At 60.3% G+C, this 25,588-nt stretch carries 24 protein-coding genes and 1 tRNA gene; 10 read left to right on the forward strand and 15 right to left on the reverse strand.

The features are described from left to right. Positions 1 to 70: 70 nt before the first annotated feature. Positions 71 to 994 (forward strand): diacylglycerol/lipid kinase family protein, encoded by a 924-nt coding sequence (locus BLU35_RS03535; RefSeq protein WP_093232130.1) that lies wholly within the window; start codon positions 71 to 73, stop codon positions 992 to 994. On the opposite strand, the gene BLU35_RS03540 is transcribed toward BLU35_RS03535, so the two are convergent. After that, positions 931 to 2,460, reverse strand: a complete 1,530-nt coding sequence (locus tag BLU35_RS03540; protein WP_093232131.1) for a glycosyltransferase family 39 protein — start codon at positions 2,458 to 2,460, stop codon at positions 931 to 933. The genes BLU35_RS03535 and BLU35_RS03540 overlap by 64 nt on opposite strands. Then, the gene (locus BLU35_RS03545) at positions 2,453 to 3,430 is read right to left on the reverse strand and encodes a glycosyltransferase family 2 protein (protein ID WP_058320283.1); all 978 of its coding nucleotides are present in this window, start codon (positions 3,428 to 3,430) and stop codon (positions 2,453 to 2,455) included. Before BLU35_RS03545 ends, BLU35_RS03540 begins: the two co-directional genes overlap by 8 nt. Positions 3,431 to 3,561: 131 nt before the next feature. On the opposite strand from BLU35_RS03545, the gene BLU35_RS03550 reads away from it, so the two are divergent. Further along, complete coding sequence (locus BLU35_RS03550; RefSeq protein WP_093232132.1) at positions 3,562 to 4,515, forward strand: lysylphosphatidylglycerol synthase domain-containing protein; 954 nt, start codon at positions 3,562 to 3,564, stop codon at positions 4,513 to 4,515. A gap of 57 nt (positions 4,516 to 4,572) precedes the next feature. Here BLU35_RS03550 and BLU35_RS03555 read toward each other — a convergent pair whose 3' ends face one another. From BLU35_RS03555 to BLU35_RS03575, 5 genes are all read right to left on the reverse strand, one after another. Then, a complete protein-coding gene (locus BLU35_RS03555) occupies positions 4,573 to 6,075 on the reverse strand; it encodes an AMP nucleosidase (RefSeq protein WP_057252842.1) in 1,503 nt (500 codons plus the stop codon). 83 nt (positions 6,076 to 6,158) lie between these two features. Beyond that, entirely contained in the window at positions 6,159 to 6,479 is a 321-nt protein-coding gene (locus BLU35_RS03560; RefSeq protein WP_093232133.1) for a YnfA family protein, read from the reverse strand. 175 nt (positions 6,480 to 6,654) lie between these two features. Then, positions 6,655 to 6,831, reverse strand: coding sequence for a hypothetical protein (locus BLU35_RS03565; protein ID WP_162261310.1), 177 nt, complete (start codon positions 6,829 to 6,831; stop codon positions 6,655 to 6,657). A 77-nt stretch (positions 6,832 to 6,908) separates the two neighbouring features. After that, positions 6,909 to 7,082: a hypothetical protein gene (locus BLU35_RS03570; protein ID WP_093232134.1), complete on the reverse strand. Its 174-nt coding sequence runs from the start codon at positions 7,080 to 7,082 to the stop codon at positions 6,909 to 6,911. Between the two features lie 302 nt (positions 7,083 to 7,384). After that, positions 7,385 to 7,726 (reverse strand): DUF2147 domain-containing protein, encoded by a 342-nt coding sequence (locus BLU35_RS03575; RefSeq protein WP_057252837.1) that lies wholly within the window; start codon positions 7,724 to 7,726, stop codon positions 7,385 to 7,387. 595 nt (positions 7,727 to 8,321) lie between these two features. Here BLU35_RS03575 and BLU35_RS03580 point away from each other — a divergent pair. After that, positions 8,322 to 8,588: a sel1 repeat family protein gene (locus tag BLU35_RS03580; RefSeq protein WP_057252835.1), complete on the forward strand. Its 267-nt coding sequence runs from the start codon at positions 8,322 to 8,324 to the stop codon at positions 8,586 to 8,588. A 57-nt stretch (positions 8,589 to 8,645) separates the two neighbouring features. Here the strand turns inward: BLU35_RS03580 and BLU35_RS03585 are convergent, their stop codons facing one another. The 3 genes from BLU35_RS03585 to BLU35_RS03595 form a co-directional block, all read right to left on the reverse strand. Beyond that, the gene (locus BLU35_RS03585) at positions 8,646 to 9,761 is read right to left on the reverse strand and encodes a pyridoxal phosphate-dependent aminotransferase (RefSeq protein WP_093232135.1); all 1,116 of its coding nucleotides are present in this window, start codon (positions 9,759 to 9,761) and stop codon (positions 8,646 to 8,648) included. Between the two features lie 103 nt (positions 9,762 to 9,864). Next, complete coding sequence (locus tag BLU35_RS03590; protein ID WP_058320279.1) at positions 9,865 to 10,242, reverse strand: PilZ domain-containing protein; 378 nt, start codon at positions 10,240 to 10,242, stop codon at positions 9,865 to 9,867. A gap of 195 nt (positions 10,243 to 10,437) precedes the next feature. Continuing rightward, a complete protein-coding gene (locus BLU35_RS03595; protein ID WP_058320515.1) occupies positions 10,438 to 10,794 on the reverse strand; it encodes a hypothetical protein in 357 nt (118 codons plus the stop codon). Positions 10,795 to 11,081: 287 nt separating this feature from the next. On the opposite strand from BLU35_RS03595, the gene BLU35_RS03600 reads away from it, so the two are divergent. Both BLU35_RS03600 and BLU35_RS03605 read left to right on the forward strand, forming a co-directional pair. Further along, complete coding sequence (locus tag BLU35_RS03600; protein ID WP_158539365.1) at positions 11,082 to 13,322, forward strand: caspase family protein; 2,241 nt, start codon at positions 11,082 to 11,084, stop codon at positions 13,320 to 13,322. Positions 13,323 to 13,559: 237 nt separating this feature from the next. Next, positions 13,560 to 13,649, forward strand: a tRNA-Ser gene (locus tag BLU35_RS03605). Positions 13,650 to 14,177: 528 nt separating this feature from the next. Here BLU35_RS03605 and BLU35_RS34845 read toward each other — a convergent pair. After that, positions 14,178 to 14,336, reverse strand: a complete 159-nt coding sequence (locus BLU35_RS34845) for a recombinase family protein (RefSeq protein WP_143032885.1) — start codon at positions 14,334 to 14,336, stop codon at positions 14,178 to 14,180. A 579-nt stretch (positions 14,337 to 14,915) separates the two neighbouring features. Here BLU35_RS34845 and BLU35_RS03610 point away from each other — a divergent pair. Beyond that, positions 14,916 to 15,956, forward strand: coding sequence for a porin (locus tag BLU35_RS03610; protein WP_093232137.1), 1,041 nt, complete (start codon positions 14,916 to 14,918; stop codon positions 15,954 to 15,956). A gap of 171 nt (positions 15,957 to 16,127) precedes the next feature. Here BLU35_RS03610 and BLU35_RS03615 read toward each other — a convergent pair whose 3' ends face one another. From BLU35_RS03615 to BLU35_RS03625, 3 genes are all read right to left on the reverse strand, one after another. Then, a complete protein-coding gene (locus tag BLU35_RS03615; RefSeq protein WP_093232138.1) occupies positions 16,128 to 17,027 on the reverse strand; it encodes an alpha/beta fold hydrolase in 900 nt (299 codons plus the stop codon). A gap of 135 nt (positions 17,028 to 17,162) precedes the next feature. Beyond that, positions 17,163 to 17,666: a BA14K family protein gene (locus tag BLU35_RS03620; protein WP_082615971.1), complete on the reverse strand. Its 504-nt coding sequence runs from the start codon at positions 17,664 to 17,666 to the stop codon at positions 17,163 to 17,165. 115 nt (positions 17,667 to 17,781) lie between these two features. Further along, complete coding sequence (locus BLU35_RS03625) at positions 17,782 to 19,848, reverse strand: lytic transglycosylase domain-containing protein (RefSeq protein WP_176907116.1); 2,067 nt, start codon at positions 19,846 to 19,848, stop codon at positions 17,782 to 17,784. Positions 19,849 to 20,140: 292 nt separating this feature from the next. On the opposite strand from BLU35_RS03625, the gene dapA reads away from it, so the two are divergent. Together dapA and smpB are read left to right on the forward strand one after the other, a co-directional pair. Continuing rightward, a complete protein-coding gene (gene dapA, locus BLU35_RS03630) occupies positions 20,141 to 21,025 on the forward strand; it encodes a 4-hydroxy-tetrahydrodipicolinate synthase (RefSeq protein ID WP_058320272.1) in 885 nt (294 codons plus the stop codon). Next, positions 21,025 to 21,504: an SsrA-binding protein SmpB gene (gene smpB, locus BLU35_RS03635; RefSeq protein ID WP_057252818.1), complete on the forward strand. Its 480-nt coding sequence runs from the start codon at positions 21,025 to 21,027 to the stop codon at positions 21,502 to 21,504. Before dapA ends, smpB begins: the two co-directional genes overlap by 1 nt. Before the next feature lie 130 nt (positions 21,505 to 21,634). On the opposite strand, the gene BLU35_RS03640 is transcribed toward smpB, so the two are convergent. After that, complete coding sequence (locus BLU35_RS03640; RefSeq protein ID WP_057252816.1) at positions 21,635 to 22,216, reverse strand: LabA-like NYN domain-containing protein; 582 nt, start codon at positions 22,214 to 22,216, stop codon at positions 21,635 to 21,637. A 467-nt stretch (positions 22,217 to 22,683) separates the two neighbouring features. On the opposite strand from BLU35_RS03640, the gene rpoZ reads away from it, so the two are divergent. Then, positions 22,684 to 23,091, forward strand: coding sequence for a DNA-directed RNA polymerase subunit omega (gene rpoZ, locus BLU35_RS03645; protein ID WP_057252814.1), 408 nt, complete (start codon positions 22,684 to 22,686; stop codon positions 23,089 to 23,091). 214 nt (positions 23,092 to 23,305) lie between these two features. After that, on the forward strand, positions 23,306 to 25,531 hold the full coding sequence (locus BLU35_RS03650) for a RelA/SpoT family protein (protein WP_093232140.1): 2,226 nt from the start codon (positions 23,306 to 23,308) through the stop codon (positions 25,529 to 25,531). The last annotated feature ends 57 nt before the right edge of the window (positions 25,532 to 25,588 follow it).

Below are 25,588 nucleotides of genomic sequence, written 5' to 3' on the forward strand. Positions count from 1 at the left end.
TTGGCCGCAATCGCGATTATCTGATCGCGGTGAGCAGCTTTGCCGCGGCAACGGAGTCAGTGACCCATTCATGAAAATCAAGGCGATCTTCAATCGTGAAGGCGGAACCTTCCGCACGACGGATATGGCGGTCTATGGCCGGAAGGTCGAGGAGGTCTTCCATACCGCCGGCCACCAGATCGAAATTGCGACGGTTCCCGGAAGCGAGATGCGCGAGACCTTGGAGCGCACATGCCGCCGCGATGACCTCGATGCGATAATCGCCGGCGGCGGTGACGGCACGATCTCGGCTGCTGCCGGGGTCGCCTGGAAAAACCGCATGCCGCTCGGCGTTGTTCCCGCCGGGACGATGAACCTTTTTGCCCGCACGCTGAAGCTGCCGCTCGATATCTGGAAGGTTCCGGAGGTGCTGGCGAATGGCGTGATCATCGACGGTGACATCGGCAGCGCCGATGGCCGGGCCTTCGTGCATCAGTTTTCGATGGGCCTGCATGCCCGCATGGTGCGCTATCGCGAGTCTTTCAGCTTTCGTTCGAGGGCAGGCAAAATCGCCGCAAGCGCCCGCGCCGCGGTGGGCGTAATCCTCAATCCGCCCGATTTCGAGATCGAGTTCGACGTCGACGGCCATAAGGAGAGCCGTCATGTTTCGGCGGTTTCAGTCTCTAACAATCCGTTCGGCCGCGATACGCTGATGTATGCCGACGATGTCACAGCCGGCCATCTCGGCTTCTACACGGCGCCGCCCCTGAGCCCGCCGGGCGTGGCCAAGCTCGCCTTTGATGTGATGCGCGGCAAATTCCGCGACAGCCCGCTGATTACCGCCATGAGCGGCCATGCGCTCGATCTGCATTTTCCCAAGGTAGAACGCAAGATCAACTGCGTCATCGACGGGGAGCTCCTGCCGATGGGCCGTGACGTCGCGCTTCGCATTCACCCGGGCGAACTCAAGTTGCTCGTCGGCGCCGACCGCGACGGGTCGGTAATCCAGAAGTAGCCGAAGCCATAGCGATCCGGCAGATTGCCGTGGAGATAGGGCAGGGCGAGTTGCTGCGGCTTCATCGCCGCCTCCGGCACGCCGAGCGACTTCAAGATGCCGAGAAGCCCTTCAGGTGGTTGAGCATCGAGCTTGCCGTTGTCGCTCCAGACCACGAGGAGCGGTCCGGCCGGATGCTCGATCGGAGAGCTGCTGCTGTTGCCGGGGACGAAGACCTTGGCACCGTGCAGGCGCGTGCGCACATTGCCACCAAGCAGCTTGTCCGCGGCGATGACCATCGCCGGCTCGGCTCCCTCCTGTCGGACCACGGTATCGACAAGGGTGCTATAGGGAATGCTGAGCCTCGACAATTTGCCGAACCAGGGGCGAACAACCGCGCGTGCCGAGACGACCACCAAAGTGGTGACGATGATGAAGGCGACGAGCAGCAGGAAGGGGCGAACGCTGCGTGTGGTGTCGACGCCGGAAGCCTCCACCTTGAGGGCCAGGTAGAGCGGCAGCAGGACGAGAAAGAGAACCAGCCATTTCTCTCGCATGTGGGTGGCACCGACGGCGAGCATGATCAGCAGCACGGCGCCGAGGCAGAGCAGCAACATACGCCCGATGACGCGTGTCCAGGGGCTTTCGGCGCGCCAGATCGTCGGCAGGTCCTTGCGGAAGACGAGAGCGAAGACGATCAGGGGAAGTGCGGCGCCGCGAAGCGTGGCGGCGACCAGCGCAACGATCCCTTTGAGCGCCTTCGTCAGGTAGCTCGTCTGTTGGGCCGTTCCCATTTCATTGAGGGTATTGCGCGAGGCGGCGCCGAGATTTTCGAGGATCCAGTAGCCGTGCGGCAGGGCAATCAGCGTGCAGACGGCGATCGCAACCAGAATGCGCCAGTCGAAGAGCCGGGCGCGAAGCTTAGGCTCGGGCAGGATCGCAAGAATCGCGGCGGTTGGGACGAGTGCGAAGTTGTACTTCGAGATGACGCCGATGCCGACCGCCGCTCCGGTCAGGACGTAGGCGAACAGATTTGGCCGTGTCATCGTCCGGATGAAAGCGTAAAGGAACAGCGATACGGCAAACAGTGCAGCGACCGTATGCGAAAGGTCGCGCTGTGCGAGCAGAAAAATCGGCGGAAAGGTCAGCACGCCGACCGTTGCGAGCGCGGTCAGGCGTCGATCGCTGAGGACCTCGCGTGCTGCGAGGCGGTAGAAGAGGCAACAGAGAAACAGGAGCCCATTCTTCAGCACCGTCATCGTCGCAAGCGACGGCCCAAAGGCCGAGGTCAGCCCGTATTGCAGCCAATTGTAGAACGGGGGCTGCGAACCATAGCCGAGCATCAGGAACTGCGAGACGAAGGCCTGTTCCGACTCGTCGATTTCGAGCGATGTGGAAATGGCGAGGCGTAAGCCGATGCAGAGCAGAAAGTAACCGGCAATCAGCGCAACGACGGTGTTTGGCCGACGATTGACGACGTCAAGCATCGGCCGGGTCCCGGACGAAGACCTGCCGCACGATGTAGTTGGTGGTACCGTCGTCGCGGAAATAGGTTCGCGCCATCATCTCAGCGAGAATGCCTGTCGTGATGAGCTGAACGGACGACAGGAACAGCATGACACCGACGATCAGCATCGGTCGCGTTCCGATGTCGTTGCCGAGGATGAACTTGTCGAAGCCGAGATAGACCAGGATCAGCGCGCTGAGCGCGCCGGTCGCAAGCCCGATCGATCCGAAGAAGTGCCCAGGGCGCGCTTTGTAACGCATGAAGAAGAGCACCGACAGCAGATCGAGAATCACGCGGAAGGTTCTGGAGATCCCATACTTGGATTGGCCGTGCTGCCGTGCGTGATGGGTAACGGGCATCTCGCCGATGCGGCTGCTCGGCACCACGCCGGCGACCCAGGCGGGGATGAAGCGGTGCATTTCCCCCATCAGCTTCACCTGCTTGATGACCGAGGTCCGATAGACCTTCAGGCTGCAGCCATAGTCATGCAGCCTGACGCCGGTGATCTTGCCGATCAGGCGATTGGCGCACCAGGACGGGATCTTCCTGAGCAGGAGACCATCCTGCCGGTTCTTTCGCCAGCCGACTAACAGGTCGAGCTCGCGCTCCTCGATCGCCTTGACCATTTCGGGAATATCGGCCGGATCGTTCTGCAGGTCGCCGTCAAGCGTGGCGATCAGGCGCCCGGCGGCAGCGTCGATGCCGGCCTGCATCGCTGCCGTTTGCCCGAAGTTCTTCTGCAATTCGACAATCTTGAGATCGAGGCCCGGATCGGAAAGAGCCATTCTTGCATTTGCCAGCGTTCGGTCGGTGCTGCCGTCGTCAACGAGGATCAGTTCCCACGGAGACGGAAAGTTCGCCAGCGCATCGCGGACACGTGTGATCAGCGGCTGGACGCTGTCCTCTTCGTTGAACACGGGAATGACGACGGATAGTTCGATGGGGTACATAGGAACAGCTCGTACATGCGGCGCTTACAATGCCGCAAGATTTGGATTGGGCTACATAACCGTTTTCTTGCACAGTTATCAGTGATAACCAACGTTCAATCTTGCGTTTCAACACGGGAAATCGAGACCTGATGACTTCGGATTGCGAGTCCGATCGGCGATCCTGGTTCGCCCGCAACCGGATGACATTACTTTCGGCAGGTGCCATTGCGGCCTATGCGGCCTTCGTCGACTGGTTCTGGGGATGGCCGGCGCTGCTGAGGCAATGGTCCGAGATCGGCTTCAGTTCCGCCGTCTCGGCTCTGGTGCTGCTTGTCGCAACCTATTTCATTCGCTGCTATCGCATCTACGATTACTTCCCGAACGAAACGGCGGGGCGCTTCCTGCCGCTGTTTCGCGTCACCCAGGTCCATAATCTCCTCAACATCATGCTGCCGTTTCGTGCCGGGGAAACGAGCTTTCCGCTGCTGATGCGCTCGGAGTTTTCCGTGCCGCTCGCGCGCGGCACGTCCGCTCTTCTGGTGATGCGCCTGCTCGACCTGCACGCCCTTCTCGTCGTTGCGGCCGTCGGCCTCGTCATCGGCCGCGGATCAGCCGCGCTGTGGATTGCATGGCTTGCCGCGTTCGTCTCGCCGCTTCTCTTCTTCCTGCTGAAGGATCAAGTGATTGCGCTGGCGCGTCGGCTGTTGCCGACAAAGCTCGATGTCATTGTCGACGAATTGGAGGCGGGCGTCCCGGCCAATATCGTCGCGTTCCTGCGCGCCTGGGGCATGACCATCCTCAACTGGGCGGTCAAGGTGCTTGTCCTTGCCTGGGTGCTGGCCTTCATGGGCGTTGCGCCGCTGGCCGCCTGTTTCGGTGGTGCCCTCGGCGGCGAACTTTCCTCGGTGCTGCCGATGCATGCGCCCGCTGGCGTCGGCACCTATCCGGCCGCGATCGCGGCCGGGGCAGTGTCCTTCGGCGCTGGCGCCGATCGCGCCGGAGTGGAACGACTCGCGGCGGCCGGCGTCAACGCACATCTCTTGATCATCGTGTCCGCGGTGGCGGGCACGATGCTGTCGATGGCGCTCGGGAGACGGCGCTGAGCAATTCCAGGAAAAGTGTGAAGCAGTTTTCCGTCCGGAATTGCGCAATTCCAATGGTTACTGGAACGAGGTTTCGTAGAAGCTTCTGAGCTTGCGGGAATGCAGCTTCTCCGGCGGCATGGCCGCAAGCTTCTGCAGCGCAAGGATGCCGATCTTCAGGTGCTGGCTGACCTGTGTCTTGTAGAAGGCGGTCGCCATGCCCGGCAGCTTCAATTCGCCATGCAGCGGCTTGTCCGATACGCAGAGCAGCGTTCCATAGGGCACGCGGAAGCGGAAGCCGTTGGCGGCGATCGTCGCCGATTCCATGTCGAGCGCAATGGCGCGGGCCTGCGACAGGCGCTTGACCGGGCCGCGCTGGTCGCGAAGTTCCCAGTTGCGGTTGTCGATGGTTGCGACGGTTCCGGTGCGCATGATCTGTTTGAGGTCGTAGTCCCGGTAGCCGGTGACCTCGGCAACGGCGTCCTGCAGTGCCACCTGCACTTCCGCGAGCGCCGGCAAGGGGATCCAGACCGGAAGGTCGTCGTCGAGAACGTGATCCTCGCGCATATAGGCATGCGCGAGCACGTAGTCACCAAGGCGTTGGCTGTTGCGAAGACCGGCGCAGTGGCCGAGCATCAGCCAGACATGCGGGCGCAGCACAGCGATATGGTCGGTGATCGTCTTGGCGTTGGACGGGCCGACGCCGATATTGACCATGGTGATGCCGCCGTGCCCCTTCTTCTTCAAATGATAGGCGGGCATCTGCGGCAGCCGTGCGAGCGTATAGTCGGTCTCCGGCTTGTCGGCGCCGGCGGGCGTGATGATGTTGCCGGGCTCGACGAAGGCCGTGTAGCCGTTGCCGCCTTCGGCCATCTGCTGGCGGGCCCAGGCACAGAACTCGTCGATATAGAACTGGTAGTTCGTGAAGAGCACGAAGTTCTGGAAGTGCGTGGCGTTCGTCGCGGTATAATGGCTGAGCCGCGCCAGCGAGTAGTCGATGCGCTGAGCGGTGAAGGGCGCAAGCGGCGAGGGTTCACCGGGGCCCGGCTCGTAGGAGCCGTTGGCGATCTCGTCGTCGGTCGTCGTCAGGTCAGGCGCATCGAACAGATCGCGCAGCGGAATGTCGATGGTGTTTGCCGCCGACGCCTCCACATAGGCGCCCTCGCCAAAGGCAAAATGCAGGGGGATCGGGGTTGCCGATTCCGAGACGGTGACGCCGAGGCCGTGGTTCCGTATGAGATGCCCGAGCTGTTCCTTCAGATAGTGCCGGAAAAGCTTCGGCCGGGTGATCGTGGTCGTATAGACGCCGGGCGCGCTGACATAGCCAAAGGACAGGCGGGAATCGACATGTCCGAAGCTGCTCGTCTCGATGCTGACCTGCGGGTAGCAGGCACGATAGCGGGTGAGGGGCTCATCGGACTTGCCCAGGCCCTCGAACGCTTCGCAGAGGAACCGGGTATTGCGCTCGTAGAGCGCCTCGAGGCAATCGACAGCAGCCGCAGGATCGTCGAAGTATTGCGGCTCGAAAGGCTCAGGCGTTGCGACGGAAAGGACGGAGTGTGAAGAGATTCGCTTGTTCATGTCGCATTATAGGCTGCGGCTTCTGACAAGCAAACGACAAGATATTGGCTTGCACAACCGCGCTGCGGCCTCAGGTCATCGGTTCAACGCGGGCCCGCGAGGATGACCGCGCTGCCGAGAAGGGCGATGGTCATGCCGGCCAGATCCCAGCGGTCGGGCCTGACCCCTTCGGCAAGCCAGAGCCAGAGCAGCGACGCGGCGATGTAGACGCCGCCATAGGCCGCGTAGGCGCGGCCCGCAGCTTCGCTGTCGATCCAGGTGAGGAGCCAGGCGAAAAGTGCCAGGAAGGCCATGCCTGGAATAAGCCAGACGATGGATTTATCGAGCTTCAACCACGCCCAGAAGGCAAAGCAGCCGGCGATTTCGGCAAGGGCGGCAAGCGTATAGACGAGATAGGCGGGCATCGGGGCTGACAAGGGGCTGTTGTGGCGAATCCCACAATCGTATCCAATTAGGGGAAACAAGCCAGCAACCTTGGCGTATCTTAAAAGAAGCACGACGCTGCAGGTGCGAGAGGACGCCAAGCGCAAGTCGGAAAGAACAAAGGGGCGCGAGCGCCCCTTTCATGTGGCACCCGCCTCACGTCATCGATTGACGCTGCAGGGTGACGAAGAGGACGAGGCCCGCGCCCTGTTTGCCGATGCCGGCACCGTTGGCCTTGGAGTAGGCAAGCGCTCCAACCGGTGCCATCAGCAGGCCGGCCAGTGCAAGCACGCGCAGCGAGAGAAACGCGGATGTCGAAAGAGCGGCCAGCATGTTCGTTTCTCCATCAGATCACGCGGTGATCGGTTTCACTTGGCGGCGGAGCAGGGCGTAGCCCGTCTCGTCCCGGGTTAGAGTTTGGCCTGGCAGTATTGCGCCGTATGCGCGGTGCAATCCGTCAGCGAACCGAGATAGGTATTGGTGCGGCGACGTTCGGTGTCCGCGCTGACGGCAGCGGCGAGAGTTACAGCGAAAACGACCATCAGAAGGCTGATGATGGTGAGGCGCCGAGCAAGGATATCCATGGTTCTGTCCGTTGTTTGGAGGCAGGTTCAAATCGATTGAGTGTGTTTTCGCACACCCAAACTGAATTGATGCTGAGATGTCCGTTCATCTGGCGTTCATCTTCGGTTGCATGGCGAGCCGCGCTGCACGGACCGGGAGATCGAGACCGGCGCGATCACAGTGGGTGCGCAAGGAGGAGCCAAGGGGGCGGCGCTGCGAACGGTCGCGTAACAGCGAAGTCCATGGACCGCACATGCAAAAAGGGCAGCCGATGGCCGCCCTTTCAATTCGTCAATGTGTCCGGTGCCGCCGTATCGCGCGCTTAGAGGCGCGTCCAGGTCTGTGACTTGCAGAGCACTTTCAGGACGCAGCCCTTCATCTTCAGCGAATTGCCGTTGACGGCGCCAGAACCGCTATAGGTCTTGTCGGTATCCGGATCGGTGATTTCGCCCGAATAGCTGCCGTCGGTACCGGCGAGGTTGCCGATGCGCTTGCCGGCATGCTTGCCGGTCTTCAGCGTCACGCAAAAGGCTCCGCCACAAGGCACAATCTCCGCGGTCGCGCCGCTTGCGGTCTTCCAGTTGCCGACGATCGGTTCTGCCGCGGCCGCCGTCCCGGCAATGCCAAGGGCGAGCGTCGCGGTCATGAGCAAGGTACGTAACATTCCAGTCCTCCAGATCGAGGCTGCCGGCGTGGTCCGCTCCGCCGGCAGCTTTAGATGTCCTCGTATGCAAAAAGGCAGTCTCCTCACTGCCGCGCGCACGATAGCTTACGCGCACGTAAAGGTAAACAAGCCAAACGGCGGCTTTTGCCGCTTTTTCTTGGCCGTTTCAAGCAGGTCGAAATCTAGGAAATCCTGGCGGCTCTGCCACCGTCGATCTTTTCGTGGTTAGCGTTTGGTTGAAATCGGCAGTTGAATTTTTCGTAAATTTTGAAGCGAATGCGCCGGATTCTCGGACTTCCGATGTTTAACAAAAACTCAAGTTTACCAAGTGTTTGAACTTTGTTTGTCGCAAATTAAGCATGCATTTTAAGCGCGCATTGAAGCCCGTGCTGCATAGTGAAGCCATAAGACGAGCGGACAAAAACGCTCCGAAAAACCACCGAAGACGACGCCGCAAAAGACGGTGCGCTCCGGAAAGGCCCGCAAAGAGGCAAGGTCGAACAGGGACCAAAACAAGTGCTGATCTGGAGCATGGTTCGCCCCAAACGGGCGGGCCGCTTCGGAAGAACCAACCAGGCAAGACAGGGACAAGACAATGGCACGCTTTGATATGCAGATTGCTTCGGATGCCGCGATGGGTGGTGACAACCAGGCGGAAATCTTCTGTGAAATGGGTTTGGCCTATGCGACCGGCCACGGCCGCCCGGTCGATCTCGTCGCCGCCCACAAGTGGCTGAACATTGCCGCGATCAAGGGCTGCGACCGTGCAGTCGATCTGCGCGCCGATCTGGCGATGACGATGAGCAAGGCAGATCTCGCCGCAGCTCTGCGCGCCGCTCGCGAATGGATGACGGTTCATTGAACCAAATGAGCGGCCCCCAGAGGGGCGCCGCCCAACAGCCGGACTCTGAAAGCTGGATTAGGCCAGCTTTTTCAGAACCTCGGGCAGCGCGGCCTCAAACAGGGCCATCTCCGCTTCCGGTCCGGTACTGACACGGATGCAGCGATTAAGGGGCGCCACTCCCGGCATCCGAATGAAGATGCCATGGTCGTTCATCAGGGTATCGACGATCGCGCGGGCAAAGACCGCATCACGGCCGCAGTCGATCGCCACGAAGTTCGTGGCCGAAGCGAGCGGCGACAAGCCGTTCCCTGTGCCGATCGCAGCGATACGCTGGCGAGAGGCCGCAATCTTAGCCGTCACTTCTTTCAGATACCCCTGGTCCGCAAGCGCGGCGATCGCCGCAGCGACACCAATCCGGTTCATGCCGAAGTGGTTGCGGATCTTGTCGAATGCCTGGGCCGTGCCCGGCGTGGCGATCACATAGCCGATACGCGAACCGGCGAGCCCGTATGCTTTCGAGAAAGTGCGCGTGCGCACGACGTTCGGCATCTCGATCAGGGCGCTGATCGCCGGCACCGCATCTGCCGGCGCTGTTTCGCAGTAGGCTTCGTCCAGAATGAAGAGCGTTGTTTCCGGAAGGGCCCTGGCAAACTCGACGATGCGGTCTGCCGGCCACCAGCTTCCCATCGGATTATCGGGATTGGCGAAATAGACGAGCGGCGCATTTTCCCGCTTCACGGCCGCAAGCAAGCCGTCGAGGTCCTCCCGGTCGCCGGCATAGGGCACCGTGACCAACCGGCCGCCATGGCCGACGACGTGATAGTTGAACGTGGGGTAGGCGCCAAGCGACGTGACGACCGGCATGCCCGGCTCGATCACCATGCGGACGATCTGGCCGAGCAACCCGTCGATGCCTTCACCGATCGCGATATTGGCCGGGCTGATGCCGAGGCGGGCCGCAAGTGCCTGCTTCAGGTCGTGGTTTTCCGGGTCGGCGTATTTCCAGGTTCCGCCGGCTGCTTCCCGGACCGCTGAGATCACGCTTTCGGCGGGGCCGAAGCCGCTTTCGTTGGCTCCGATTCGCGCGGCGATCGGGCGACCCCTCTGGCGTTCGATGGCCTCCGGCCCGACAAACGGAATTGTTGACGGCAGGGATTGGATGAGCGGCGTGAAGCGAGAAAATGCGGACATGTTGAATAATAGGCCCCGTTCGAATAGCGTCACGGGGAACTTATCGCATGCTTTGGCAATTCGGAATCATCCCCGCGAGAAAAGCTGCAGGAATTCCGGTGCTCTACAGCCGCGGCTTTGCGTTCTTGACCTGCCCGGTGAAGAACTCTTGCCGGATGATCTCGCGCAGCAAGGTCTGCTCGATCGGCTTGATGAACTGGACACCGATGCGCTCGCCGTTGCGATAGACTTCGGCGCAACCGATCCTGAGCGGCGTGCCGACGATATGCAGATAATAGTGTTGGGGCAGGCCGATGTTGGTGTCGACGGCAAAGCTCGCGCCGCCACGCGAAATGTCGATCATCCGGCAGGATCGCACGGAGACGCTGCCGAGCCCCGGCTGCACAGCGGTCAGCGTACCGGCGTGCCCGATGGAGAATCGCTCATAGCGCCGCTCGTAGAAAGGCGACGGGACGCAGGAGTACATCGTCTGGTTCTGCATGCGTCATTCTCCGCCAGTACCGGGTCGGACGCGATCAGTTTCTGACCGCATTCCTTGACCCCGGACAATTCATTTGTCCCACATTGTATCGGTGGGCGATTTCCACCGATGCTAGAATCACTTTTGCATGAGAAACTTGCAATCCCCTGAAATCGATCACTAAAAATCTAATGTCGCACGGCCTGCTTTGAAAGGTCAGATTCCGCCACTTGAAAATTGCATGCGGATCAGCCGGCGCAGGAAGTCCGGCGAAAGCAGCATATTGAAGCGCACGCCAAGCTCTGCGCCTTCGCGATGGACCTGCGAACAGCCGATTTCCTCCTTGAACCCCTCGATTTCCAGGAAAAAGTGTTTTGGTATCAGGATTGCCGCGTTGAAATCGAGCATCGCGCCGGCGATCGAGATATGGCGCAGCAGGCATTGATATTTGGTCTTCGCCTTCAGGTGTTCGCCGATGACGAGGATGCGGCAGGGCCGCTCGATGAAGTAGTGCTGATGGGCAGTCGCAAGCTGGCCGGGCTTTCCTTCCGCGACATGCATCTTCATAGACATGGCAAGCTCCGAGACCGATAGCCTTTCGCAACCTCCGGCAACGTCGTCGTCGATGGAATCGACAGCCGTGCCGCTATCATGTTTCAGCTAAGCGCACCGACTTGCTTCGACCTTGTGCCGGCCACGCGCGTGTCACGGAATAAATTATGATGCGTGCGCACATTGAAAGCCCCCACCTCATACGTAATACTTTGGTCCGGCATGACCGGAACGCCCGATGTGGTGATTCCGCGGTTCAGAGGGGTGAGGGCATCGCTCGTCATTCAAGCCGGGCAAGGCGAAGAACGATGGTCGGTGCCGGAGGGAAGGGCATGTTCATGGGGCATTTGCGGCATTGGCTGCCGCTCTCTATTCTTTGTATGGCGTTGTTTGTGTCGGCGTCCGATGCGTGGGCTGCCAAGCGCGTCGCACTGTTGATCGGCAACGAGAAATATGAAGCAACGTCACCGCTCAACAACCCTGCCAATGACGTGGAACTGATGAAGGCCTCCTTCGAGGAGGCCGGTTTCGATACCGTCACGACGGTGCACGACGTTAGTCGCCAGGACATGGTCAAGGCGTTGCGCGAGTTCGAAGACCTCGCAACCGGTGCCGAAGTCGCGATCGTCTATTATTCCGGTCACGGCATGGAGATGAACGGCGAGAATTTTCTGCTTCCCGTCGACGTGCAATTGAAAACGGACAAGGACGTCGAGGACGAGGCCATCGGGCTCGACCGGGTTCAGCGTTCGCTCGAAGGCGCCACCAAGCTCAAGCTCGTCATCCTCGACGCCTGCCGCAACAATCCCTTTGAGCAGAGCATGACACGCTCGATCTCGACCAGGGCGGTTTCGCGCGGGCTGGCGCGGGTCGAACCGGAATCGGCCGACCTGCTCGTCGCATTTGCCTCCAAGGCCGGCACGGTCGCGCTCGATGGGGAGGGCAAGAACAGCCCCTTCGCCACCGCACTCGCCAAATACCTGACCGAACCCGGCGTCGATGTCCGCATTGCGCTCGGCAAGGTGCGGGACGAGGTGGTGTCGGTGACCAATCGCGGCCAGGAGCCGTTCGTTTATGGGTCGCTCGGTGGTGCGCAGATCTTCCTCAATATCAAAGAGGTGAACATCAGTATCACCAACAACGGCGGACAACTGTCGCCGAACAGCCAATCCGAGGCGGCTGCCGACTGGCAGAACATCCGCGACCTCGCCGACAAGGATCTGCTAACCGCCTTCCTGGCGAAGCATGGATCGGACCCGGTCTATAAGATGCTCGCCGAAAAGAAGCTGAAGCTTTTGACCGAAGCCGAGCAGACGTCGAGCGTGACGCCTGACGAGATTGCCTGGGAAGCCCTGAAACAGTCGACCGATGCGGCGGCGCTGACGCGCTTCATTGAGCGTTATCCTGACAGCAAGTATAAAGCCGAAGCCGAGCAGCAGATCGCGGCGCTCGAGCCGCAAAAGGGTCTCAACGTCTCGCCGACCGGTAAGGACACCCAGGCCTCGCGCGATTGCTATCTGCTGGCGGGCGAGCCGCAATCGATGCCGGGCTTCCTCGGGGTCAATTTCCTGAAGCTCGATTCCGAGCGGGCTTTGACCGCCTGCGCCCAGGCCGTCAACGAGAACCCGGACGATATGATGCTCGTCAACATGCTGGGTCGGGCGCAAGATGCCGGCCGCAATTATGTCGACGCGCGGCGCAACTACCGGAAGGCGGCCGACGGCGGCAACATGTATGCGCTGACGAACCTGGCCTGGTTCTCAGTCTATGGGACCGATGGTCCGGTGGACGTAGACCAGGGCAAGCGCATGTTCGAGGAGGCGGCGAGAGGTGGCAACGCCTACGGCCAGGCGTCACTCGGCTGGCTCTATCGCGAGGGCTACGGCGGCATCGCGCAGGACTATGCGGAGGCGGCGAGGTGGTATGAGCAGGCGGCCAGCCAGGGCTATGCCAACGCCATGGCAACGATGGGTTGGTTCTACCGGGAAGGGCTCGGCCTGCCCAAGGACCTGGCGCAATCGCTGTCCTGGTACAAGAAAGCAGCTGAAAGCGGCGACACCAATGCCATGTCGTCACTCGGATGGGCCTATCAGAACGGATTGGGGACGGAGCAGAACTACGGCGAAGCCAAGGTCTGGTACGAGAAGGCGGCCAATATGGGCGATTCTTATTCCATGGCATTGCTCGGCTGGTTCTACGATATCGGCAACGGTGTCTCGCAGGACTATGTGCAGGCGCGCACCTGGTACGAGATGGCCGCGAATGCCGGCAGCGCCTACGCCATGGGCAATCTGAGCCGTCTCTATGATTACGGCCTCGGTACCAAGGCAGACGCAAAGGAGGCGGTTCGCTGGGCCGCAGCCAGCATCGAGGGCGGCGACCCGGCCAAGCTGGAAGAATTGCGAACGCAGCCCAACAACTTCACGCCGGCGTTCCGCAAGGAAATGCAGGCGCTGCTTAAGGACCGCGGCTACTATGGTGGACCGATTGACGGCGACTTCGGTGCCGCCACTCAGCAGGCGATCGAGCGTCTCGCACGCAAATCGTAGGGCATGAGAGGCAAGACTCGCGGATCTCGGGTTTCCATTTCTATTGCTTGTGAGAATCGGGGGACGGCAAGCGCCGAAACTTTCCAGCTACTCCTACTTGGCTGCACGAGTGGCCTGTCGCTACGCCCACACGTTTGCTTCCTGCCGGCCAGGCCCACACGGAAAATGGGGGGAATTGCCGGAAACCGACAAAAAAATCTTGCATTGGCCGCTGAGTGTCACTAGTCAGGCGCTAACGGAGAGGTGGCCGAGTGGTCGAAGGCGCTCCCCTGCTAAGGGAGTATACCGGAAACGGTATCGAGGGTTCGAATCCCTTCTTCTCCGCCACTGTTCTTTTGGGTCACAGGCGGCCCCAATTTCTTCTAAGTTTTCAGTGATTTGCGGACAGCCCTAATGATGGGGCTTGTTGCTGCTGTGACCCAGTCGTGTGACCCAGAAATGTTTTGGGACACCTTGGGCTAAGATTCCAGAAGACGATAAAGGCTGTCGGCCAGATGTCTGCCCTTCCGGGTTAGGGAGGCGACCTTTTGACGTGGGTCCTCGCTGTACTCCTCCAGCCTGACCAATCCGCACCCAGGCACGTTTGCCCTTTCGAAGTCTTGCTCCGGTTTAGATCAATACCGGGCCGAGTGGGTGTATGAGAGTGAATGGCGATTAGTTACGGGGCAGGAAGGTCCTCCGGTAGGCCCTACGACGATTGCCCGATTGGTGCAGAGGAACCCGATGGACTGATCTTCGGCCTAAAGACCTCGAAGGAAGTCAGAGATGAACTGACTGCTCTAGCGGCGGCTTATCCCAACATCTCACCGATGGAGGCTCGCCGCGAGCCCTCCAGTTTCGTTCTGCATCTTCACCCTACGCAGCCTCTTTCAGTATCCTAAGGACGCTCGCACGGCCTATTCCTACCGCGTTCACTATCTCGGCTGCTGTCTCACCCTCTGTTTTCAGCTTCAGCTTCAGCATCTCTCTCTCTCTCTCTCTCTCTCTCTCTCTCTCTCTCTGCTTGGCCGGCATCATCCGTCGTCCGAGATCTCTGCGGGCGGTGTCCGTCGATTGATGTTCTCTTCCTGCGGGTGCAGGGCCACGATTCTCGCAGAACCAGAATCAAGGATGCGTTTCGTTTGCGAATCTCGGCATTGATTCTGATGAATCTTTGGGTTGCGAACGGTCCGTCCTGTTCTCATTTCCTGGAGCGAATGCTGTTTTAGCCGCTCCCTGCGGAGGTGGAGTCGGTGTTTGTGGCCATCCTTTCCCCTATTTTGGGCAGCTTTCTGCCTCTTTCTGAAACAGGCTGCGTGTGTTTCCCTTACGCTAAACCCCTGCCACCAAAGGCTTTTCTTAATGCTTTGTTAATTTTCTTCCGGGGTCTGCGGCGATTTTGTGTCGTTTCAGCAACAGGGTTCGGCGAAGGGCGATGCAAAGCACGTGATCTCGCTAGTTGGACGTTGCGCCGATGATCCGGTCTTGTATTTTCAACTCCGGAAGCAAGGGCGGTTGATCGTCCGACTTCTTGAACGTTGGGGATGGGGCAGGGAAAGCTGTCCTTCAGCAAAATACCCAGACCCGTTTGAAACTTTTGACTGGAGGTCAGAAATGAACATCAAGAGCCTTCTTCTCGGCTCCGCTGCTGCTCTCGCAGCAGTATCCGGCGCACAGGCAGCCGACGCAATCGTCGCAGCCGAGCCGGAGCCCATGGAATACGTTCGCGTTTGCGACGCTTTCGGCACTGGCTACTTCTACATCCCGGGCACCGAAACCTGCCTCAAGATCGGCGGCTTCATCCGTTTCCAGACCTCGTTCGGTCGTGACGCTGCTGACAGCCGCTACAACCAGGAAGACTTCGGTGGTCAGTCCACGTCTGACTGGGATGCCTTCTCGCGCGCTTACATCTCGTTCGACGCCAAGAGCGACACCGAGTACGGCACGCTCACCGGCTTCTTCGCTGCTGAGTTCAACGCCGACAACGACACCGACTCTGGCGACAGCGACTTCATCGACGTTGATGAAGCCTACATCCAGCTCGGTGGCCTCAAGGCTGGTTTCTTCTACAACTGGTGGGATAAGGGCCTGAACGGCGAAACCGACACGCTCGGCAACTTCACCGAATTCAACTCGATCGCCTACCTCTATGACGGCGGTTCGTTCCAGGCTGGTCTCTCGGTCGACGAACTGGAAGGCACCTCCACGAAGTCCAACGGCATCGGCGTTTCCGGTATCGTTTCGGCTTCGGTCGGCGGCGTTTCCTTCGACCTGCTCGGCGGTTACGACTCCGAACTCGAAGAAGGCGCGATCCGCGGCTTGCTCTCGGCTGACCTCGGTCCGGGCGTCTTCCAGATCGCTGGTATCTGGGCTTCCAACCCGAACGCTTACTGGGCTGCTTCCGAGTGGACCGTTGCAGCTTCGTACCGCTGGAACGCCACCGACAAGCTCGCCATCACCCCCGGCGTTCAGTACTTCGACAACCTGCAGACTTCGCTCACCGACTTCGGCGGCGACGATGCATGGCGCGCTGGTGTAACGGTTGACTACAAGATCACCGAAGGCCTCGCGACCCGCGTTTCGGTTCAGTACGAAGATGCTGACGACGGCGACGATGAAGTGTTTGGCTTCGTCCGCCTGCAGCGCGACTTCTAATATCGTCTGACTTCGGTCAGGAGAGAGAAACCCGGCTTTCGAGCCGGGTTTTTTCGTTTCTGAATTGTGCAACGCTCAGCCACGCGCCGGCGACGCGACCCGGTTAAGCCGGGTGCATGCGCCCGTCGAGGTCAATGGTCGAGATGGCCCTCTGAGTGCAGCCGATCGGTGCTAGCTTGGCGCCGCAGTTGTGATGGCGGTGACAAAGGCGCTCACTGCCTGGCGAGGGCCGTCGAGGTGCAGTAGCGGTGCATGGCCTTGACCTCGTGCGGTGAATGCTACCGTTCCCGAATGTCGCTTGCACATCTCGCTTACCGTCCCTTCCGAGAGTAGCCGGGAGTGCTCGCCTCTGATAACCAAAAGCGGCATCCGGGAAAGGGCCCCATACTGCGGCCAGAGATCTGGCAACAATGTCTCAGCGGTCAGGCCAAGCAGTTGCTGCGCGATGGCTACATCAAAATCTGGCACCGGCGTGCCGTCCTCGTCGCGGTAGACCGCCTTTGCCATTTGTAGCCAATCGCGTTCGCCAAGGATCGGGAAATCGGCTCCGTGGAGTTCTTTCAGATAGCCAGGCGCCATGGACCAGCTTGTCGGCTCGCCTGGCTCCTTGTTGAGATAGTCCCGGATGGCCAGCAGGCCCTCGATTTCGATGACGGGCCCAATGTCATTGACCACCGCGCCTGCAATGAGGCCGGGTGCAACCCCGATGAGGTGGTGCAGGATCAGCCCCCCGCGGGAAGTGCCGATAAAAACTGCGCGATCAATCCCCAGATGCGTGCAGGCCGTAATGATGTCGGTTGTTTCGATTGCGATTGAGTAGTGGCTCTTGTCGTCGTCACGCTGCGAATTGCCTCGGCCGCGATAATCGAGTGAGAAGACGGTGTGTCCGCCACCGCACGGTGACGACAAAAAGATTGCGAGTTCGTGAAAATCGCGGCTGTTGCGGGTGAGGCCCGGCAGGCAAATGATCGGAACTGCAGGTGTGGGACGCACAAGGCCGTAGCTCCGCACGTAGAGTTGCAAATCATCAGCCGCGAGGAACCAATGTTCCCGAAACCCGCCTTGATTCATCGTCTGCCTGCCTCCAACCGCTAACGGCAGGATCGTAGCGGCTCGAGGTGAAAGGGCAAGGCGCGTGCATAGCGCGCATTCGCTGCGAATGGCTCGCTAACAGCGCGCTACTTGCGAACGTGGTCATCTGCCTTGTCAGTAGGGCGAGCATTGTCGCCGTGGACCGCCATAGGGCTGATACGAGTTGTCCCAGGCGCGATAGGACCGATAGCGGGCGTAGCACCAGCGCGTATGGGCATTGCCGCTGACTGCACGCGACCCATTGTAGTATCGCGGCTGACTCAGCAAACCGCCGACGATTGCGCCTGCCGCAAGCCCACCAATGAAAGCGCCGACATCATTGTCGTTGTGGTAGTGGCGGCGATAACGGTCGCGATAGTAGCCATCCCGGTAATAGCCGTCCCGATAGTATCCGCGTCTATCGCCATCCCGGTAATAGCCGCGCCGGCCGCCGCGCTCGCAATAAGGAACGACACAACTGGGGCGGTTCTTTCGGGCTTCGCCGCGCTCGTATGGGAACTGAGCCTTTTGAATGTCAGTCGTTCGAGATACCTGCGGAGCGATCGGGAATGCATTGGCAGGCGGAACACTGCTCATTGCCGTCGCCAGAGACAGGGCGATAATGGATAAGGTCTTCATTGTGTTCACCATTTCCTTCAGGAAAGATCGAACCTTCAGAAGGGAAATGGCTTAAGCCGCCTTTTGTGCCGCCGGCGATCATCACGATTGCTTGAACGGCGGGTGGCGCGTTCGGCTATTGCCGCCCCACCCTCAGATCTTCGACGATGTCGGCGTTCTGCCCGAGCCTCGACTTGTAAACCTGATAGTTTTCCATGACCCGCTGCACATAATTGCGGGTCTCCTGGAATGGAATGCGCTCGATCCAGTCGACGACTTCGTCGATCGGTTTGCCGCGCGGATCGCCATAGCGGCCAAGCCATTCCGGAACACGGCGCGGTCCGGCGTTGTAGGCGATGAAGGTCAGGATATAGGACCCGCCAAAACTACTGATCTGTTCGCCGAGATAGTGCGCGCCAAGCGTGGCGTTGTAGCCGGCATCGCTGGTCAGCCGGTCCTGCGAATAGGCAAGGCCATAGCGGCTGGCGACGCCCTTGGCGGTACCCGGCATCAGTTGCAGCAGGCCGCGGGCATTGGCGGTGGAGATGGCTGCGGGATTGAAGGCACTCTCCTGTCGCGCGATCGCATAGGCGAGCGCCTTGCCGGAACCGTCGATATTGGCGCTTGAAGGGATCACGCCGACGGGAAAGGCGAGCGCCGCGACATCGATGCCGCGTCCGAATGCAATCTTGCCGATCTGGAGCGAAAGCTGGTGGTTTCCGGCCTTCTCGGCGCGCGCCGAAAGCAGGGCGAGTTCGCCGGGACTGTTCAGTTCTTCGGCAAGCGCACGGTAGATACTGTCGGCGCGCCAGGCATGGCCGGCGCTTTCAAGGCGGGAGATCGCCCGCACCGCCTCGCGATTTTCGAATTGTGTCCGATCGCCCGCCGACGGGGCAGGGTAGGCGACATTCAGCGCCTTGCGGCCGAGCCGGGCGGCTGCGAGTTGCCCATAGAAGGTGCCGGGGTAGCGCGCCGCATTGGCGAAATACTCGCTGGCATTGCCCGGTCCGCCGGCCTCGGCCGACCGGCCCAGCCAGTACCAGGCGCGGGAGGCGGAAAGCGGGCGGTTTGACGCATCGAGGATGCGGCGGAAATGGCGAGCTGCGATCGCCGGATCTTCCATGCCGCGTAGTGCATACCAGCCGGCGTGGAATTCGGCATCGACGATATCGGTCGCCTCCGTGGCCATATGACCGGCGGCGATCCGGTAGGCGCCCTTGAAGTCGCCGGCGTCGAGCAGGCCTCGGCTGACAACGCGTTGCTCGACCCACCATTCGCCAGGATTGACGAGCACCCCTCTGTCCTTTGGCATACGGGCAAGCAACTTGGCCGCTTCCTCGTACTTCTTCTGTTTGCGCAGGGACTCGATCAGAATGAAGAGATAGGCGGGATCCTTGCGCCAGGAAGGATCGACCGCCGCGATCAGCGCATCTGCCTTGTCGTTGCCGCGGCTGACTGCTGCCCAGGCACGATAGAGCGACTGCGCCTTGCCGAGATCGCCAAAGCGTTCGGCCTGTTCGACGCGATTGCGGTAGAGGAGCATGGCCATGCGCCGCTGCTGATCGACGGGTGTTAGTAGACTGGAGAACTCCGCGAGAATCCGGGTCTCGATATCCTTGTCGAGCGCGTCCCGTTGCCAAATTCCGAGCAACCGTTTCGCCGCTGCTTCCGTTTGTCCCTGGGCGACAAGGGCACGAGCCAGGATGAGGGTTCCCTCGGTTGTCTCGGGCTGCGTGTTGCCAAAGGCGGCAAGGACGTCCGGCGCCGGCGGGTTTTCGCGATAGAGCGCCCGCTCCGAATTGGCGCGCAGGGATTTCAGGCCGGGCCATCCCTGAAGTTCGCGCTGGGCATCGGCGATCTCAAAGGAAGGAATGCCGCGCTGGCCGGAAACGGCAATCGCCCAGGTCAGGATGTGACGGTCGAGTGCATCGCGGCTCATGGCATTGCGCACGGAAATCGCGGTCGCCGGCTGCCGGTTGGAGAGGGCGTCGAGGCCCGTCTTCAGATCGCTGTTGACCGGGGTGACGATCGCCGGAATGGCATTGGTGGTTTCGTCGACGGCAACCTGCGCGGCCTTGTTCGATATGTCGGGTTTATGCGCCGGAACCGGTATCCGTTCCGGCGTTTCGGAACTGAAGGCCGGCGATGTGAGCAACGCAGCGCCGACGATGGCGGCGACAGGCAGAAAATTTGATCCGCGCATCAAGAGGCCGTGTTCCCCGTGTCTCACATTCAGCTGCCGCCGGATTGTCTGAGGCAAGACTAGCGGCCAATATTGATCATGGCAATCGCACCATGCCGCCCCAGGCCTATGGCGGGAGCGGGACCATTATGCGGGCCGAACGTCAAGCTTTTGCATGAAAACCGGCGTGAAATGCCGTGTCACGACGCTTGCCGCAGCCCCCTCACATGATTATGGTGCGGCAGTTTTTTAACCGTCGATTACGGCCAAAGCATGAGTGCATTTTGCGTCTTTGCGCCGTCAGGAGTTGTGCATGTTCAAGGGTTCCATTCCCGCTCTCGTAACACCGTTCACCGCCACCGGCGCGGTGGATGCGGATGGTTTCGTCGCGCATGTGGAATGGCAGATAAAAGAAGGCAGCCATGGTCTCGTGCCGGTCGGCACCACCGGCGAGTCTCCGACCCTTTCCCATGACGAGCACAAGAAAGTCGTCGAGCTCTGCATCGAGGCGGCGGCCAAGCGGGTGCCGGTGATCGCCGGCGCCGGCTCCAACAACACGACGGAAGCAGTCGAGCTCGCGCAGCATGCCGAAAAGGCTGGTGCCGATGCGATCCTCGTTGTCACGCCCTATTACAACAAGCCGACGCAGAAGGGCCTCTTCGCGCATTATGCCGCGATCGCCGAAAGCGTGAAGCTGCCGATCGTCATCTACAACATCCCCGGCCGGTCGGTCGTGGATATGAGTGTCGAGACCATGGCGGCGCTTAGCAAGGCCTATGCGAATATCATCGGCGTCAAGGATGCGACCGGCAAGATCGAGCGCGTTTCGGAACAGCGCATGGCCTGCGGTCCGGATTTCGTTCAGCTCTCCGGCGAGGACGCGACCGCGCTCGGCTTCAATGCCCATGGGGGCGTCGGCTGCATTTCCGTCACGGCCAACGTGGCTCCGCGCCTCTGCGCCGAGTTCCAGGAGGCGACGCTTGCCGGTGAATTCGCCAAGGCGCTTGCCTATCAGGACAAGCTGATGCCGCTGCACAAGGCGATCTTTATGGAGCCCGGCCTTTGCGGCGCGAAATATGCGCTGAACCGCCTCGGCCGGATGAGCCGCACCGTGCGCTCGCCGCTGCTGTCGACGCTGGAGCCGGCAACCGAGGTGGCGATCGACGCGGCGCTGAGGCATGCAGGATTGATGAACTGATGGCACCCAAAGGAAGCCAGCGCACGGTCAACAAGGTTGTGGCGGAAAACCGAAAGGCCCGCTTCAACTACGAGATCGTCGACACCTACGAGGCCGGTCTGGTTCTGACCGGCACCGAGGTCAAGTCGTTGCGCGAAGGCAAGGCCAACATTGCTGAATCCTATGCGACGGACGAAGGTGGAGAGATCTGGCTGATCAACTCCTATCTGCCGGAATATCTGCAGGCGAACCGCTTCAACCATGAAACCCGGCGGCGGCGGAAGCTGCTTCTGTCGAAGCGCGAGGTCAATCGTCTGCAGGGCGCGGTCAATCGCGAAGGAATGTCGCTGATCCCGCTGCGCATCTACTTCAACGAGCGCGGTCGGGCCAAGCTCGAACTGGCGCTCGGCAAGGGCAAGAAGCTCCACGACAAGCGCGAGACCTCGAAAGAGCGCGATTGGAACCGGCAGAAAAACCGCCTGCTGAAGGATCGTGGCTAGAGCAATTCCAGGAAAAGTGCTAAACGGTTTTCCGTCCGGAATTGCGTAATTTCAAAGACTTAGATCACTTCAGTGTTTCGATGAGACAATGAAATGATCTAGGCGATCCTTGGTCCGCTAGATCGCCGCTTTAGATTTCGACGGGGTCCGCCACCGGTTCGGCCGTATGCCGCGGCGTGCGTTCGGAAGGCTCGCGGCCGATTTCGGCCCGCAGCGTTGCGAGGTCGATGAAGTGATCGGCCTGGCGACGAAGGTCGTCGGCAATCATCGGTGGCTGGGTGGACATTGTCGACACGACCGAGACCTTGCGGCCCTTGCGCTGCAGCGCTTCGACGAGTGTGGTGAAGTCGCCGTCACCGGAGAAGATGACGAGGTGATCGACGGTCTCGGACTGTTCCATCGCATCGATCGCCAGTTCGATGTCCATGTTGCCCTTGATCTTGCGGCGGCCAAGTGAGTCGGTGAATTCTTTGGCCGGCTTCGTCACGACCTTGTAACCATTGTAGTCTAGCCAGTCGATCAGCGGGCGGATCGAAGAATATTCCTGATCTTCAATGAGGGCGGTGTAGTAGTAGGCGCGCAGCAGGTAACCGCGTTTTTGAAAGGCTTTCAGGAGTTTGCGATAGTCAATGTCAAAGCCGAGGCTCTTCGATGCCGCGTAGAGATTGGCGCCGTCGATAAAAAGTGCGATCTTTTCGCGGGGATCAAACATCGTCTTTCCTTTTCAATGCCGGCGCATCAAATGCCCGCTGCCGGCCGATACGCAAAAATAAGTCGGTTACATTAATAATTGCTGATATTGCAAATAATGTAGGCTAGGCATTGCATTATTCCAGCAGGGCGCTCGCGAATATAGCTAGTTTTAGCAGTTGCTATAGATAGTCCACATCCCTGGAGTGCCTTTTCTACCAGGCGTTTTGGCGTCGAGGCCAATGATGCAACCAGATGTTTGCGGCTAAGGTTTTCCAGCCCATTATGATCGCATTTTATCACGAAGTGTGACGTTACGTGAGCGGCACTTGCAGGAAAAACTTGAACTTGTCTTGTTTTGATTGTATCCGGGCGGCTAATTCCAGAAATCGGAGCCGACGAGGCCGTCGCTAGACGGCCGTTCCGGTTTCGTGTCGTCAATCCGTGCAGCGGCGATGCCGCCGCGCTTCGAGCCCAAAAGGACAGGCAATGGCCCGCGTCACCGTCGAAGATTGCATCGACAAGGTCGATAACCGTTTCGAACTCGTTCTGCTTGCCAGCCACCGCGCGCGCCTGATTTCCCAGGGTGCCGCCATCACCATCGACCGCGACAACGACAAGAACCCGGTCGTTGCGCTGCGCGAGATCGCCGATGAGACGCTTTCTCCCGGCGACCTCAAGGAAGATCTGATCCATTCGCTGCAGAAGCATGTTGAAGTGGACGAGCCCGAGCCCGATCCGGCTTCGCTGCTTCAATCGGAAGCGGAAACCACGTTCACCGAAGTTGCCGAAGACGAAGATCAGCCGGAAGCGATCACGTTCGACCGCATGTCGGAAGAAGAACTGCTGGCCGGCATCGAAGGTCTTGTGCCGCCGGAAAAGAGCGACGACTACTGAGATCCTTCGCGGAACGACCGTTCCTGCGTGTTTTCAAAGCAGTGCGCCACTCGTATGATTGGCGCACTTTTTTATTGATTTCTTCTGGAGCGGGATGAGGAAAAGTGGATGCGGTTGTCCGCCGGCATCCCGCTCTACCTTATGAGAAACGATTACGTTTATGATTTAGGTCGTTTCGACCTAAAATCACCCTGATCCAGAGGACCGCTAGCGAATGATGCGCCAATACGAGCTCGTTGAGCGCGTGCAAAAATACAAGCCCGACGTCAATGAAGCCTTGCTGAACAAGGCCTACGTCTATGCGATGCAGAAGCATGGCCAGCAGAAGCGGGCAAGCGGCGATCCCTATATCTCTCATCCCCTGGAAGTGGCTGCGATCCTGACGGAAATGCGGCTCGACGAGTCGACCATTGCGGTCGCGCTGCTGCACGACACGATCGAAGACACGACCGCGACCCGCCAGGAGATTGATGATCTCTTCGGCGAAGATATCGGTGCGCTCGTCGAGGGGCTGACGAAGATCAAGAAGCTCGATCTCGTCACCAAGAAGGCCAAGCAGGCTGAGAACCTGCGCAAACTGCTGCTGGCGATCTCGGACGACGTGCGTGTGCTTTTGGTCAAGCTTGCCGACCGGCTGCACAACATGCGCACGCTCGACCACATGTCGGCGGAAAAGCGGGCCCGCATCTCCGAAGAAACGATGGATATCTATGCGCCGCTCGCCGGCCGCATGGGTATGCAGGATATGCGCGAAGAGCTCGAAAATCTCTCGTTCCGCCACATCAACCCGGAAGCTTTCGAGACGGTCACTAGGCGACTGCAAGAGCTTTCCCAGCGCAACGAAGGTCTGATCAAGAAGATCGAGGACGAGTTGCGCGAACTGCTTCAGGCCGAAGGCCTGAAGGCTGCGCAGGTCAAGGGCCGCCAGAAGAAGCCCTATTCGGTCTTCCGCAAGATGCAGTCGAAGTCGCTGTCCTTCGAACAGCTTTCCGACGTCTGGGGTTTCCGCATCATCGTCGATGACATCCCGTCCTGCTACCGGGCGCTCGGCATCGTGCACACCCGCTGGCGCGTTGTTCCAGGTCGCTTCAAGGACTACATCTCGACGCCGAAGCAGAACGACTATCAGTCGATCCACACCACGATCGTCGGCCCTTCGCGCCAGCGCATCGAGCTGCAGATCCGCACGCGGCGCATGAATGATATCGCCGAATACGGTATCGCGGCCCACTCGCTCTACAAGGACGGGGAGGGGAACTCGGCGGATCAGGCCCTGTCGCCGACGTCGAACGCCTATTCCTGGCTCAGGCGCACGATCGAATCCCTCGCGGAGGGCGACAACCCCGAAGAATTCCTCGAGCACACCAAGCTCGAGCTGTTCCAGGATCAGGTGTTCTGCTTCACGCCCAAGGGGCAGCTCATCGCGCTGCCGCGTGGCGCGACGCCGATCGACTTCGCCTACGCCGTACACACCAACATCGGCGACACCTGCGTCGGCGCCAAGATCAACGGCCGCATCATGCCGCTGGTCACACGCCTCAACAATGGTGACGAGGTGGAGATCATTCGCTCGGGCATTCAGGTGCCGCCGCCGGCCTGGGAAGAGATCGTCGTCACCGGCAAGGCGCGCTCGGCGATCCGCCGCGCGACGCGCGCCGCGGTTCGCAAGCAATATGCCGGCCTCGGCTATCGCATTCTGGAGCGCACCTTCGAGCGCGCCAGCAAGACGTTTTCGCGCGAGGCGCTGAAGCCGGCGCTGCATCGTCTCGGTCAGAAGGAAGTCGAAGACGCGATCGCTGCGGTCGGTCGCGGCGAGCTCTCTTCGCTCGATGTCCTGCGCGCGGTCTTCCCGGATCACCAGGATGAGCGCGTGACGGTGAAGCCGAGCGCCGACGATGGCTGGTTCAACATGCGCAGCGCCGCCGGCATGGTGTTCAAACTGCCGGGGCTTGGTAAGGATGCGAACGGCTCAGTACAGGTCGAAGGGCCGGAAGCGCTTCCAATCCGCGGTCTCTCCGGCAATGCCGAGGTGCATTTCAGCCCCGCCGGCGCCATTCCCGGCGACCGCATCGTCGGTATCATGGAGAAGGATAAGGGCATCACCATCTATCCGATCCAGTCGCCCATCCTGCAGAAATTCGACGACGAACCGGAGCGCTGGATCGATGTGCGCTGGGATCTGGACGAAGCCAACAGCAGCCGCTTCATGGCTCGGATTGCAATCAGCGCCCTGAATGAGCCGGGAACGCTGGCCGAAGTGGCTCAGGCGATCGCGACCAGCGACGTCAATATCCGCTCACTCTCGATGGGCCGCGTGGCGGCGGACTTCAGCGAGCTGCAGTTCGATCTTGAAGTCTGGGATCTGCGCCAGCTCAACCATCTGATCACGCAGCTCAAGGAGCTTCCGAGCGTGTCCACGGTGAAGCGCCTCTTTGAATGAGCCAACCGGCGCGGCGCCTGCAGGGCGGCCGTGGCCGTCGGTTCTACATGGCGCTGC

Source organism: Sinorhizobium sp. NFACC03 (genome assembly GCF_900103435.1).
In the GTDB taxonomy this organism is placed as follows: domain Bacteria; phylum Pseudomonadota; class Alphaproteobacteria; order Rhizobiales; family Rhizobiaceae; genus Ensifer.